Source organism: Flavihumibacter stibioxidans, assembly GCF_014332695.1.
GTDB lineage: Bacteria > Bacteroidota > Bacteroidia > Chitinophagales > Chitinophagaceae > Flavihumibacter > Flavihumibacter stibioxidans.
Map to the genome: position 1 here is coordinate 52,118 of NZ_MBUA01000027.1, position 13,677 is coordinate 65,794.

The 13,677-nt window shown below is 49.2% G+C and carries 11 protein-coding genes; 10 read left to right on the top strand and 1 reads right to left on the bottom strand.

What is annotated here, in order from left to right:
* Positions 1-9 precede the first annotated feature (9 nt).
* The 10 genes from BC349_RS14075 to BC349_RS14120 all read left to right on the top strand — a co-directional run bounded on the left by BC349_RS14075 (position 10) and on the right by BC349_RS14120 (position 12,524).
* Complete coding sequence (locus BC349_RS14075; protein ID WP_187257416.1) at positions 10-732, top strand: DUF92 domain-containing protein; 723 nt, start codon at positions 10-12, stop codon at positions 730-732.
* 80 nt (positions 733-812) lie between these two features.
* Positions 813-1,211, top strand: a complete 399-nt coding sequence (locus BC349_RS14080; RefSeq protein ID WP_187257417.1) for a hypothetical protein — start codon at positions 813-815, stop codon at positions 1,209-1,211.
* A gap of 32 nt (positions 1,212-1,243) precedes the next feature.
* Complete coding sequence (locus tag BC349_RS14085; protein ID WP_187257418.1) at positions 1,244-1,954, top strand: DUF4197 domain-containing protein; 711 nt, start codon at positions 1,244-1,246, stop codon at positions 1,952-1,954.
* Between the two features lie 149 nt (positions 1,955-2,103).
* Positions 2,104-2,277, top strand: a complete 174-nt coding sequence (locus BC349_RS14090) for a hypothetical protein (protein ID WP_187257419.1) — start codon at positions 2,104-2,106, stop codon at positions 2,275-2,277.
* Positions 2,278-2,358: 81 nt separating this feature from the next.
* Entirely contained in the window at positions 2,359-3,549 is a 1,191-nt protein-coding gene (locus tag BC349_RS14095; protein ID WP_187257420.1) for an NAD(P)-dependent malic enzyme, read from the top strand.
* Positions 3,550-3,655: 106 nt separating this feature from the next.
* Positions 3,656-4,984, top strand: coding sequence for a TolC family protein (locus BC349_RS14100; protein WP_187257421.1), 1,329 nt, complete (start codon positions 3,656-3,658; stop codon positions 4,982-4,984).
* A gap of 15 nt (positions 4,985-4,999) precedes the next feature.
* Positions 5,000-6,097 (top strand): efflux RND transporter periplasmic adaptor subunit, encoded by a 1,098-nt coding sequence (locus BC349_RS14105; RefSeq protein WP_187257422.1) that lies wholly within the window; start codon positions 5,000-5,002, stop codon positions 6,095-6,097.
* A gap of 39 nt (positions 6,098-6,136) precedes the next feature.
* Positions 6,137-9,328: an efflux RND transporter permease subunit gene (locus BC349_RS14110; RefSeq protein WP_187257423.1), complete on the top strand. Its 3,192-nt coding sequence runs from the start codon at positions 6,137-6,139 to the stop codon at positions 9,326-9,328.
* 6 nt (positions 9,329-9,334) lie between these two features.
* On the top strand, positions 9,335-9,643 hold the full coding sequence (locus BC349_RS14115; protein ID WP_187257424.1) for a hypothetical protein: 309 nt from the start codon (positions 9,335-9,337) through the stop codon (positions 9,641-9,643).
* A gap of 49 nt (positions 9,644-9,692) precedes the next feature.
* On the top strand, positions 9,693-12,524 hold the full coding sequence (locus BC349_RS14120; protein ID WP_187257425.1) for an FAD-binding and (Fe-S)-binding domain-containing protein: 2,832 nt from the start codon (positions 9,693-9,695) through the stop codon (positions 12,522-12,524).
* A gap of 7 nt (positions 12,525-12,531) precedes the next feature.
* Here BC349_RS14120 and BC349_RS14125 read toward each other — a convergent pair whose 3' ends face one another.
* A complete protein-coding gene (locus tag BC349_RS14125) occupies positions 12,532-13,647 on the bottom strand; it encodes a DUF2891 domain-containing protein (RefSeq protein ID WP_187257426.1) in 1,116 nt (371 codons plus the stop codon).
* Positions 13,648-13,677 lie beyond the last annotated feature (30 nt).

The window sequence follows — 13,677 nt, forward strand, 5'->3', positions numbered from 1 at the left end:
CAGGAACCAATGATTTACTCCTGGGTTATACCGTTGTGCTGTATTGGCGCCGCTTCCTTACTGACAGCGGCATTGGGCTTGTTAAGCAGGATGGGCGCTTTGTCCGGTGGTTTGATCGCCTTCCTGATTTATGCCGGAGGCGGGTTAACCGGCATTGCCTTGCTCGCCGGATTTTTTATCCTTGGGGCAGGTGCCACTTTGTGGAAGAGTAACACTAAATCAGGGGCTGGATTGTCAGAAGGGAAAGTGCCGGGAGGACGAAGCGGGTACCAGGTCTGGGCCAATGGGGGTGTGGCCGGAGTAGCCGGGCTTGTTTCCTTTATGTATCCCGTTAACACTGAATTTTTCCTGCTTTTGATGGCAGCAAGCCTCGCGGCCGCCACGGCAGATACGCTGTCTTCAGAACTGGGGGTGGTGTACGGCAGGAAGTTTTACAATATCACCAGTTTCAGGCCTGACCGGCGGGGTGAAAATGGTGCAGTAAGCCTGGAAGGAACGCTGATCGGGATGGCCGGCGCGGCGGTGTTGGCAATTATCTATGGTATCGGTGTGGGGCACCAGCAGTATTTTATCACGATCCTGGTTGCCGGGGCAATTGGCAATATAGCCGATTCGATTTTTGGTGCCACCCTTGAACGGAGGCAGCTGATTGGCAATGATCTTGTTAATTTGCTGAATACGGCAACCGGTGCATTTGTCGGCGCACTGATGTATTATTTTGTTGTCCGGTAGCCTGTACTCAATCAGTCATACATCCACGCCTATTGCGGTTTACGATTTTATTTTATACTTTTTCAGCAAATTAAAATCCAATGGAATTCCAAACCCTCGAAGAACTCACCAATCTTTATTTATCCCGGCTGGATGAATTGTCCACAGCGGATGCCGAAAAATCTACGCATGAACAACAGTTGAAGACCTCTGTTGCCGCATTTGACGGAACGGTGGATGTGGTCGGAAATCGCCCTTTCCTGGAAGAGGTTGATCAGTACGTGCGTCTCCTGCACCATATCAAATCATTGAAAGATGAAATAGCTGAAACAGAGAAAGAATTACAATCCAGGCTCCAGATAATTACACCGCTTGTACTTACCCAGTCTGTCAGGAGGCGCGGCAAGAGATTTACCTACAAATTCATGCTGGAAGAAGGCAGGCTTAAAGTGGTGATGGATATGCCGGCAATCACCAGCCAGGTGATCAGTTATCAATAACTTTATAAAACGGATATTAGAAATTTGTGCTCATGAAGCGAATCATTCTCCTTTTTCTGGTACCGGCTTTTTTACTTTCCGGTTGTGACACCACCCAGGCGATTTTAGGCGGCCTCCCCGGATCCACTGATCCGAATACCCAGCAGATTGCAGCGGGATTAAAAGAAGCGCTCACCATTGGTACGCAGCACAGCACGGGCCGCTTGTCTGCTGTCAATGGATTTTTCTCCAATGCTGCGATCAAGATCCTGATGCCGCCGGAAGCGCAGAAAGTTGAATCAACCCTGAGGAATCTTGGTCTGGGCAATCTGGTGGACAAAGCCATTAAATCCATGAACCAGGGTGCAGAGGAAGCATCCAAATCAGCCATGCCCATTTTTAAAAATGCCATCCTGCAAATGTCCATCACTGATGCTGTGGGTATTTTAAAAGGCGGAGATTTTGCGGCGACCAATTATTTCAGGGATAAGACCACAACGGAACTGACCACAGCTTTCCGTCCGGTGATTGAGTCGGCCCTGAAAAAAGTGGATGCCACCCGTTACTGGAACGATGTATTTACTGCTTATAATAAGTTCGCAAGAAATCCCGTGGATACTGATCTCTCTGCCTATGTAACGGAAAGGGCCATCAGCGGCATATTCCATGAAGTGGCACTGGAAGAACAGAAAATCCGGAAAGACCCGGCTGCCAGGGTAACCGATTTGCTGAAAAAGGTTTTTGGCAATACCCAGGGACAATAATTGTTCCGGGAAAGAATTTATTTACTGCGCGATCCAGCCGCCATCAATGGAAAGGCTGGATCCGGTGGTCAATACAGCTAAAGGATTTCACATTCGGGTAACATTAAAAAGGTCAAATTGCAGGTGGGCATCGTTTCAGCCATCAATTTATGGAGTTACTCATATACACAATTGCGGGTCTGGCGATTATTCTACTGGTCGTCTGGACTTTCCGGGTCAATATGAAAGAACGTTCAAAACTGACCGACAGGTTGAATAAGGACTTCCCGCATCATGAGAAACATAAGGAAGCCGAGGATCCGGATGATGTGAAGGGCGACTAGAATCATCCCGTCATATGACCTGGGATCAGTTTGAATTTCTATTATTTAGAGTATTTTGGCAGCGTATAAATATTCTGAATAATGGATTATTTTAAAGCCTCCCTTCAGCTGCACGAAGAATTGAAAGGGAAAATCGGGACCTATAACAAAATTGATATTAAATCGCTGGCAGATCTCTCCATGGCCTATTCCCCGGGCGTAGCGCAGCCCTGTCTTGCCATAGCAGAAAGTCCGGCAAATGTTTACAAATACACCGGTAAGGGAAACCTGGTGGCGGTGATCAGCGATGGGTCCGCCGTACTGGGTTTGGGGAATATTGGCGCATTGGCAGCTATTCCGGTTATGGAAGGCAAGGCGATGCTGTTCAAGAAATTTGCGGGACTGGATTCTGTTCCCATTTGCCTTGATACGCAGGATACGGAAGAGATCATCAAAACGATCCGTCATATTGCACCTGTTTTTGGTGCCATCAACCTGGAAGATATTGCCGCTCCCCGTTGTTTTGAAATAGAGGAAGCCCTGCAGGACCTTGGGATTCCTGTATTCCACGATGACCAGCATGGTACGGCCGTGGTGGTGCTGGCTGGGTTACTGAATGCGGCAAAAGTTGTGGGCAAGAAGATGGAGGACCTCAGGGTGGTCATCAATGGCGCCGGCGCTGCAGGTACAGCCATTGCCAAATTGCTAAAATGCATCGGGGCCGGGAAAGACGACATCTGCTATAGTGTGAAGGATGTAATCATGTGCGACAGCACCGAAGTGATACACCGCGAACGAACCAACCTGAACGAATCCAAACATGAATTGCTGGAGTTTACCAACTTGGAAAACCGCCATGGCAAACTGCACGATGTGCTTGAAGGAGCCGATGTGTTCATAGGCGTTAGTAAGGCCGGTTTGTTGCATGCGGATGATATCCGGATGATGGCAAAGGATCCCATCATCTTTGCGCTGGCGAATCCCACCCCGGAAATATTCCCGGAAGAGGCATTTGAAGGCGGGGCTGCAGTAGTAGCTACCGGCAGGAGTGATTATCCCAACCAGGTGAATAATGTGCTTTGTTTCCCGGGCATCTTCAAAGGAGCACTGGAAGCAGGCGCCACCAGTATCAGCTTTGCAATGCAACTGGCGGCAGCGCATGCCATTGCTGATTGTGTGGAAGTACCCGGCCGGGACCTGATCATTCCGTCCCCGCTGGACCTGAATGTGGCGAAGAATGTTGCGGCTGCAGTGAAGTTAACTGCTTTAAAATCAATGCCAGAGGCTGTCTGATAAGATTTACACCAGGATTGCAGGGTGACAGTTGTTACATTAGGATGTGATAGCCGTCACCTTTTTTCTTGAAAGTCCTTGATAGTTTTGCTATCAAATTGAGATAATGATGGCAAATACCAGGCTTAGATCAGGATTTTTATTTTTCCTGCTGCCACTGCTCAGTACCGCTGCCATTGCACAGGATTCTACGAAAATACTCTCCCTGGATGAAGCGGTCAATGCAGCACTTGCAAACAATTCACAGATAAGGATTGCGCGGGCCGATGAAAAGATTGCGCAGGCAAAATTCAAACAGACAGATGCTGTGTTTATGCCGCAGGTTTCTTTTTCCTATGCGGCCATGACCACCAATAACCCGCTGAATGCGTTTGGCTTTAAACTCCAGCAGCAGGTCATCAAACAAAGTGATTTTAATCCCGATCTGCTCAATAAGCCTGGTAATACCGGCGACTTCGTAACAAAGCTGGATGTATTACAGCCAATCGTTAATCCCGATCACTGGTTCATGCGAAAAGGCGCGCAGAAGCAGATTGAACTATACCAGTTGCAAACCCAGCGCGGGGAAGATTTCATTCGATTTGAAACAGAGAAGGCTTACCTGCAGTTAAATCTTGTGTACGAATCCGTGAAGGTGCTGGAAGAAGCACTTGCCACCACCAAAGCCCTGTATACGTTTACTAATAACCGTTATGAGCAGGGGCTTCTCCAGAAATCAGACCTGCTGAATGTGCAGGTGCAGGTTACTGCCATGGAAGCACATCTCGCCACTGCGAAGAACAATATCCGCAATGCTTCAGATTACATTGGATTTCTGATGGGGATGCAGACCGGGATCATTTATGAAACCACTGAATCAAGGAAGGCGGAGGGTTCTGCAATGACGGATTCACTTCCGCTGAACCGGGCCGATTTCAAAGCCATGAAGGCTGCCATCGAAGCCACCGACCTGATGATACAGTCAAACAAAAAAAGTTACCTGCCGAGGCTGAATGCATTCGGAACCTACCAGCTCAATGACAAATCAATGCTGGGTTTCGGCTCTAATGCCTACCTGGCCGGATTACAATTATCCTGGGATATATTTAAAGGGATGAGGACCAAAAACACCATCGCTACCCAGGTGGCAGAAAAAAACAAACTGGCGCATCAGTTGGATGACCAGGTGGCCCAGGGACAACTGGCCCTGAACAAAGCCCGGCGGGACCTGGCAGATGCTGAGTTTACCATAAGGCAGCGGGAAGCGGCAGTAGCGCAGGCGGAGGAGGCATTCAGGATACTGAATAACCGGTACCAGCAGGGCCTGGTAAATACCACCGATGTATTGATGGCGCAAACGCAATTGTCACAGCAGAAACTGCAGTTGGCCCAGGCCAGTTACAACCGGCAGGTGACCATTTCCCACATAGCATTACTAACCACTACTTCCAGATAATATCAAACAGCAATTATGATACAGCGTTTAACAGCAGCAGGATTGGTGATCGCCATGGCATCAGTTTTCACAGCCTGCTCTTCAGATGAGCATAAAACAGCCGACACGACCATGGTACAGCCCGTGAGTGTGACCGTTAGTTCACCTTCAGTTGACACCAAACAGGACATTTCTGTGAGTGGAAAAGTGGAGTCGGTACATACAGCTTATATCAGCACCCGTCTTATGGGTATTATTACCAGACTCGATGTGAAGCCGGGTGACCGCGTGCGAAAGGGACAGGTACTGGCTACCATCAGCAGCCAGGATATCCAGGCAAAAAGAGCCCAGGCTGAAGCCATGATTGCCGAGGCTGAAGCCAACCTGCAGAATGCCACCAGGGACCTGGATCGGTTTACAGTACTGTATAAACAACAGAGCGCTTCTGCCAAGGAACTCGACAATGTTACGCTTCAGTATAATTCTGCCAGGGCAAGAGTACAGGCAGCGCAACAGATGAAAAATGAGGTGAATGCCATGATGGGATATGCAACCCTGACCGCCCCATTTTCAGGAACTGTGACCCAGAAGAATGCCGAGGCAGGAACTATGGCAAACCCCGGGATGCCGATCCTGGCCATTGAACAGGGTGGAGTGATGCAGGTAAGTGCTGCTGTCCCCGAATCGGAGATCAACCGGGTGGTAAAAGGTAATCCGGCAGAAATTGAAATTAAGTCCACTGGTAAAAAAATCAGCGGGAAAGTCGTTGAGATCAATCCTTCCTCACAATTCACCGGCGGGCAATATATGGTTAAGGTAAGTATCCCGAATGCGGACCAGGCAGGTGTATATTCAGGTATGTATGTGAATGTGCTGTTGCCATTGAAAGGGGCAGCTGCCGATACAGCGGAAACCGGCGCCATACTGGTGCCATCATCCAGCCTGGTGGTAAAAGACCAGCTTTATGGATTATATACCATCAGTAACAATAATACAGCGCTGCTTCGAATGGTTCGCATAGGCAAGACCGTTGGTGACAGGGTTGAGATTGTTTCGGGGCTGGGCCGTAATGAAAAATACGTTATCAGCGCGGAAGGGAAATTGTATAATGGCGTACCGGTGAAAGTGAAATAATAACGAACAGGAACTCATCAGAACAATCAAAATGACAATATGAAAGAAGGACTTTCAGGGAAAATAGCCAACGCATTCATCACGTCCAAGCTGACCATCCTGCTGATGATTGCTTTCATGCTGATCGGGGCATACAGCACCATGCTGATGCCCAGGGAAGAGGAACCGCAGATTCAGGTTCCGCTGGCGGATATTTTTATAGCGTTTCCCGGTGCATCGCCAAAGGAAGTGGAGACAAAGATCTCTGCCCCGCTGGAGAAAATAATATCCAACGTAAAAGGAGTGGAGTATGTATATTCTACTTCGATGAATGGCCAGGCCATGCTCATCGTGCAGTTTTATGTGGGAGAGGATATTGAAAGGTCCCTGGTAAAACTCTACACTGAGATCATGAAGAATATGGACCATATGCCCCAGGGCGTTAGTCTGCCACTGATCAAAACCCGGGCCATTGATGACGTGCCGGTATTGGGTTTAACCCTCTGGAGTGATCAGTACAGCGACTTTGACCTGAAGCAGCTGGGTGAAGTGGTGACTGGTGAAATCAAGAAGATACCAGATGTGGCAACCGTAAATATTATTGGCGGAAGAAGCCGTGAAGTGAAAGTTATCCTGGATAAGGACAAGATGGCCGGCAACCGGGTTGATTTCCTCAGCGTGAGCAAACAGATGCAGGGAAGCAACCTTCAGCTGCAGGCGGGGAATATGCTGAAAGAAGACACGGCCTTTGCCATACAGACCGGAAATTTTCTTTCCACAGCAGAAGAAGTGGGTAACCTGGTGGTGGGCATAAACCAGCAGCAGCCTGTGTATCTTCGCCAGATTGCAACCGTTGAAGATGGGCCGCAAACCTCCAGCCAGTATGTGTATTTTGGTTATGGTAAGGCAGATACCCTGCAGAACAAATTCAACAGTGAGTATGCTGCCATAACCTTGTCTGTGGCCAAGAAAAAAGGCGCTGACGCGATGAAACTCAGCGAGCAGATCCTTGAAAAAACACGTCACCTGCAGAAGGATGTGATACCAGCAGGAGTGGAGGTTTCCACCACGCGGAACTTCGGTGAAACCGCTTCTGAAAAGGTAAGTGAATTGTTGTTGCACCTGTTTGTATCCATAGTAGTGGTAACACTCTTCGTAATGCTTGCGATGGGCTGGAGAGGCGGACTGGTGGTGTTCCTGTCGGTTCCCGTAACCTTTGCCCTCACATTATTCGCTTATTACGCGCTCGATTATACGCTGAACAGGATTACCCTGTTTGCCCTGGTGTTCATTACCGGTATTGTGGTGGACGACTCCATAATCATTGCCGAGAACATGCACCGTCACTTTAAGATGAAGCGATTGCCATTCCACCAGGCAGCAATCTATGCCATTAATGAGGTAGGTAACCCGACCATCCTTGCCACTTTTACCGTTATCGCAGCGGTATTGCCCATGGCTTTCGTGTCCGGAATGATGGGGCCATACATGAGTCCAATGCCCATCGGGGCATCAATTGCCATGCTGTTGTCATTGATTGTAGCACTGACGCTGACACCCTACCTGGGTTATATTTTCCTGAAGGAAAAAGAGAAGCATGGTGATGAACACAAACATAAATCACTGGAAACGACCGGAATTTATCGCATCTATCGCAAGGCTATTGAGCCCATGCTGGAAACAAAATGGAAACGCTGGACATTTATCGGCGGAATTGTGGTGATATTGCTGGCATCACTTATGATGTTCTATACAAAAGGTGTTGCAGTAAAGATGTTACCCTTTGACAATAAGAATGAATTCCAGGTGATCGTTGATATGCCCGAAGGAACCACCCTTGAGAAAACTGCAGCCGTCACCAAAGACATTGCGGCCTATGTTTCGCAACAGCCGCTGGTGAAAAATTACCAGAATTATATCGGTACAGCGGGCCCGATCAGTTTCAACGGGCTGGTGCGTCATTATGATCTCCGGCGTGGGGACAATATTGCCGACATCCAGGTGAACCTGGTGGATAAAAAAGACCGCAAGAAACAGAGTCATGACATCGTAAAGGAAATGCGCCCGGGAATACAGGTCATTGCTAAAAAATATAATGCCAATGTAAAGCTGGTGGAAGTGCCGCCCGGTCCTCCGGTGCTGTCCACTATGGTGGCAGAGATCTATGGGCCCGATTACGAAGAACAAATGAAAGTGGCCGGCCAGGTAAGGCAGTTGTTTGATTCAACAGCAGACCTGGTAGATATTGACTGGATGGTGGAAGCCGACCAGCCGCAGTACCAGTTTGAAGTGGACAAGGAGAAGGCCATGCGCAACGGCATTGCTCCGGCGCAGGTTTCAGCCACCATAGCAGCCGCCATGTCGGGGCAGCCGGCGGGTAACCTGCACCTTCCTTCGACCTATAACCCCGTTAATATTGTACTTCAGTTAAAGGACAGGGATAAAGGCAGCCTGGAAGAAATCAAAAACCTGAAAGTAATCGGCGCGCAGGGCAATGCTGTAATGGTGGGCGACCTGGTAAACATCACCAGGGGTGTGAAGGAGAAAAGCATTTACCGCAAGAACCAGAAACGGGTGGTATATGTGCTGGCAGATATGGCAGGAAAACTGGAGAGTCCCTTCTACGCAATGAACAATATTTCTGAAAGGGTGCAGCAAATCAAACTTCCTGCCGGTTATACCATTAAGGAAGAATACAGCAGGCAGCCGGAGCTGGAAGACAATTTCAGTTTAAAATGGGATGGTGAATGGCAGATCACCTATGAGGTATTCCGTGACCTGGGAGCTGCGTTCCTGATAGTGATCATACTCATTTACATGCTGATTGTCGGCTGGTTCCAGAACTTTACCGTACCTGTTGTGATGCTGGCGGCCATACCGCTTTCATTGGTGGGCATTGTGCTGGGGCACTGGATCATGGGAGCCTATTTCAGTGCCACGTCCATGATCGGATTCATTGCACTTGCGGGTGTAATGGTAAGGAACTCGGTCTTGCTGATCGACTTTATCAATATCAGGCTGAATGATGGCATACCTCTGAAGCAATCCATCATTGAGGCAGGTGCCGTACGAACCACACCGATCCTGCTGACAGCCGGTGCTGTGGTGCTTGGTGCCGTGGTGATCCTCTTTGATCCGATCTTCCAGGGGTTGGCGATCTCCTTAATGGGGGGAACCATTACCTCAACCTTCCTTACACTGCTGGTAGTGCCCTTACTCTACTGGCGTTTGATGCGTAACAAGTATAAATAATTTGCCATGAAACTTTTAATTGTCACCTGCCTGAAAGAAAACCAGAAGGATGTATCCAAACTCTTCCATGAAGCAGGCATCAAGGTTTTCAGCGTAACTGAAACCGTAGGTTTCAAGGACGACCAGGAACCTGACCTGGTGGAAAGCTGGTTCAGCAGCGGGGAAGAGAAGTATGACTCACTCTTTCTGTTCAGCTTTACCGGTGAGGAACAGGCGAAAAAGGTCATGGAGTCAGTGAATGAGTACAACCGGCAGACCCAAACGCAATTCCCGTTGAGGGCTTTTGTTATGCCGGTGGAAGCATCAAGCAATTGATGGTTTGGGCAGTGCATAATTCATCGCTAAATTGCAGCAAATAGATGCAATGAACCTGGAAGCAAGGCTGCTGGAAATTTTACCGGAGGAAAGGATCAGAACGAGGCTGATTGACCTGTTATCATACGCAGCAGACGCCGGCTTTTATTACCTTGTTCCCCGGGCTGTAGTGCAGCCTGTTAGTGAAAGCGAGGTGATTCGGTTGTTCCTGCTGTCCGCTGAACTGCAGGTTCCGCTGGTATTCCGCACGGGGGGTACCAGTCTGTCGGGCCAATCCATCACAGACGGAATTTTAGTTGACCTGAGCCAGCATTGGAACAGGATAAAAGTATCTGATGACGGGAGGCTTGTTACTGTGGCACCCGGCATTACCGGCGCAATGGTTAACGCACATCTCCGCAGGCACCAGGTTAAAATAGGACCTGACCCCTCCAGTATTGGCGCGGCCATGATGGGCGGGATACTGTCAAATAATGCCAGTGGAATGTGTTGTGGTGTTACCCGCAACTCTTATCACACCACGCGGTCGATCCGTTTCATTCTGCCCGACGGGAAAACCTTCTCTACAGCTAACCCTGATGATTATACGCGTTTTGAAACAGAATGCAGCGAAATCTTCAACACGCTCAGGGATATTCATGCGCAGGTGGCAGCAGATACTGCCCTGGCTGAAAGGATCCGGTACAAATACACTACCAAAAATACGGTCGGGTATTCCCTCAATTCATTTATCGATTACCAGCATCCGCTTGATATCCTGGCGCACCTGCTGATCGGTGCGGAAGGTACATTGGCTTTTATTGCCGAAGCCACCCTTGAAACCATTCCGGATCATCCCTTCAAGTCAACAGCGTTGTTGTTCTTCAATGATATCTATGGCGCCTGCCAGGTGATCAGGCCATTGATCGGAGCCGGCGCTGAAATGGTGGAGCTGATGGACCGGGCATCCCTGTATGCAGTACAGGACCTGAAGGGAATAGATCCGGTAGTGAAGCAACTTCCTGAGACCGCGGCAGCCCTGCTGGTCGAGTTCCAGGAGGCTACAGAAGCTGAACTGACCGACAGGGTGAATAGTTTTATGGCGGGTGCTGCTGCCTGGAATTTTTACAATGCACCGGAATTCAAAACCGATGCTACGGAGCGTGAACTGCTTTGGAAAATGCGGAAGGGACTATTTCCCGCAGTGGGCGCGGTAAGGGCCAGTGGCACTACAGTGGTGCTGGAAGATATCGCCTTTCCCCTGCCCGTTTTGGGGAATGCCATTTTTGACCTGCAATCCCTCTTTAAAAAATACGAATACAATAATGCCATAATTTTCGGACATGCCAAAGATGGTAACCTGCACTTTGTGGTGACCCAGTCATTCAATGAAGCGCATGAGGTTGACCGTTATGACCGCTTCCTGAGGGATGTGGTGGACCTGGTGGTGAATAAATACGATGGCACGCTGAAAGCGGAACATGGCACCGGTAGGAATATGGCGCCCTTTGTGGAGACGGAATGGAAGGGGGATGCTTATTTGATCATGAAAAAGATCAAATCCGTGGTGGATCCAAAGAACCTGCTGAACCCGGGTGTGATCATCAACGACGATAAACAGGTGCATGTTAAAAACCTGAAACAGTTACCCCAGGTTGAATCTGAGGTGGACAGGTGCATCGAATGCGGATTCTGCGAACCCGTTTGTCCGAGCAGGAACCTTACCCTCACGCCCCGTCGTCGCATCATGGTGAGGCGTGAACTCAAAAAACTTCAGGCTGCCGGAAGAATGGCAGAGCACGATGAACTGTTACAGCAATACCAGTACGACGGACTGGAAACCTGTGCTGTGGACGGACTCTGCGGTGGTGCCTGCCCGGTAGATATCAATACAGGTGACCTTGTTAAAAGGTTAAGGCGGGAGAATCATTCTGAGAATGCCAATAAGATAGCGCTGAAGGTTGCCAAACATTTTGCCCTGGTGGAAAGAATGGCCAGGATGGGATTGAAGAGCGGAACCATCCTCAATAAGCTGGCAGGGCGAAAATCCATGGAGAAGCTTACCGGGGGTATGCGAAAAATAATCCCGGCAATGCCGCTCTGGAATGAGCAGATGCCGGCCTCTCCATCTTTGTCTGCTTTGCGGAAAACACCGCTCAAGCCTGCGGGGCCTGCTGCCGGGCAGATCGTTTATTTCCCGGCCTGTATTTCCAGGATGATGGGATCGGGTATCAACGGCAAGCCGGATATTATGACGACTTTTTTGCAGGTGGCGGAGAAGGCAGGTATAGGTGTAAACATCCTGAACAATATTATCGGCGCCTGTTGCGGACAGATATATTCTTCCAAGGGATACCAGCCGGCCTACCGGTTTACTGCAAACGCTATTGTGGAAAATCTCTGGGCATCCAGTGAGCAGGGACGGTATGTGATTGTGATAGATGTGAGTTCCTGTGCATACACGCTCCATCACCTGCGCCCTGTGCTAACCCCAGCCAACCAGCAGAAGTATGACCAGCTTACAGTTCTGGACTCTGTGGATTTCCTGCACGATTATGTTTTACCGGTAGTGAATGCCGCCCGTAAAAAGGGGAAGGTGGTGCTTCACCCGGTCTGTTCCATTCAGAAAATGGGCATCCAGCACAAACTGACTGCCATCGCGTCGCATTTTGCCAATGAAGTTATTGTGCCTAAGAATGCCGGATGCTGTGGTATGGCAGGAGACAGGGGCTTCCTCTTTCCTGAACTGACGGCATCTGCCACGGCTCCTGAAGCTGCTGAAGTGGTTGCTGCAGAATATGATGGGTATTATTCATCAACCAAAACCTGTGAAATGGCATTGTCGCAGGCAGTTAAGAAGGATTATGAGTCAATCCTTTACCTGGTTAATGAGTGCCTTTAATATGCATCTATTTCATTCCCGGTTGGGAGAACAGGGCGTAAACGGCAAAGGACCCCAGCCAGTGTTCGCCGGCATAATCACCTGAAACGATATTTGGTAAAGCACTGGTAAGATGTTTTCTCGCCAGTGCCGCCACAGCTTTTGCTTTATCGGCGGGAAGTTGCTGTGCAATATGATAGAGGCACCAGGTTCTGCTGAAATTAAGTCCGTTCAGGTGTACCAGCTTTCCGTCTGTAACATCCTTCACTTCTGCGATGGTGAAAATGCTTTCCGGATGGGTGAACAGGCCGGGCATGAATTGCTTTAACCAGGCCTGGTATTCGGCCTTCGGTAAAACCCTGCTCATGAGGGAAGCTTCTTCCAGGCAGGGGCTTAGGAAATCGTATCCTCCTGGTTCCCAGCCGGCAGGGCAATTTTTATCTTTTTTGTAAAAGCGGATGGCGGCTGTACGAATGGCGTTCTGCAGGGCTGTATCACCTGCTGTAAGCGCATAGTCATAACTGAGAGAGAGACCAAATGCGAGGTTGGAATGTTCGCCCACCCGGATCGGGTACACCAGTTTGGGCAGGAAACCTGTCCAGGCTGCCGCCAGGTAATGCGACAGGGGAGCGAGGTTGGCTGCCAGTTTCCTGCCCAGCGGGTCGTTCCAGGTCATAAGTTCGTTCTGTAATTGTAACAGCCATCCCCAACCGTAGATACGTTCAAATGATTTGTTGTCGCCGGTGAAAAGTGTTAACTCCTGCTGTATGTTTTCAGCGCTTAGGTGCTGGTTCAGGCTGGCCCTGATCAGTCCCGCCTCCGGCAGTCCCGGAAATTGTTTCAGTAATTTTACCAGCATCCAGTGGCCATGTACGCTGGAATGCCAGTCGAAACATCCATAAAAGGCGGGATGATAATTTTTCGGTTTTGTAACCAGGTTGCTGTCTTCGATGGTAATACCTGATTTGTAAGGGAATTCCTTGTCAATACATTTCATGGGAAGCCTCGACAAATAGGAGGCTCCTTCTGTGGTAAGGATAAACTGGTGATTGCTCTCTTTGTAATATTCCTGTGCGTTCAGCGCGTTTGTTGTAAACAACAGGCACAGGAAGGTGAAAAAATGCCCCCGCTTTAAAGATGTCATGTTAACCCGGTTTAGGTGATGGTACCGGAT

Bases quoted from the DNA above. Each gene is read 5' to 3' on its own strand.
- BC349_RS14075 (WP_187257416.1), top strand. From the start codon at position 10: ATGATTTACTCCTGGGTTATACCGTTGTGCTGTATTGGCGCCGCTTCC.
- BC349_RS14080 (WP_187257417.1), top strand. From the start codon at position 813: ATGGAATTCCAAACCCTCGAAGAACTCACCAATCTTTATTTATCCCGG.
- BC349_RS14085 (WP_187257418.1), top strand. From the start codon at position 1,244: ATGAAGCGAATCATTCTCCTTTTTCTGGTACCGGCTTTTTTACTTTCC.
- BC349_RS14090 (WP_187257419.1), top strand. From the start codon at position 2,104: ATGGAGTTACTCATATACACAATTGCGGGTCTGGCGATTATTCTACTG.
- BC349_RS14095 (WP_187257420.1), top strand. From the start codon at position 2,359: ATGGATTATTTTAAAGCCTCCCTTCAGCTGCACGAAGAATTGAAAGGG.
- BC349_RS14100 (WP_187257421.1), top strand. From the start codon at position 3,656: ATGATGGCAAATACCAGGCTTAGATCAGGATTTTTATTTTTCCTGCTG.
- BC349_RS14105 (WP_187257422.1), top strand. From the start codon at position 5,000: ATGATACAGCGTTTAACAGCAGCAGGATTGGTGATCGCCATGGCATCA.
- BC349_RS14110 (WP_187257423.1), top strand. From the start codon at position 6,137: ATGAAAGAAGGACTTTCAGGGAAAATAGCCAACGCATTCATCACGTCC.
- BC349_RS14115 (WP_187257424.1), top strand. From the start codon at position 9,335: ATGAAACTTTTAATTGTCACCTGCCTGAAAGAAAACCAGAAGGATGTA.
- BC349_RS14120 (WP_187257425.1), top strand. From the start codon at position 9,693: ATGAACCTGGAAGCAAGGCTGCTGGAAATTTTACCGGAGGAAAGGATC.
- BC349_RS14125 (WP_187257426.1), bottom strand. From the start codon at position 13,647: ATGACATCTTTAAAGCGGGGGCATTTTTTCACCTTCCTGTGCCTGTTG.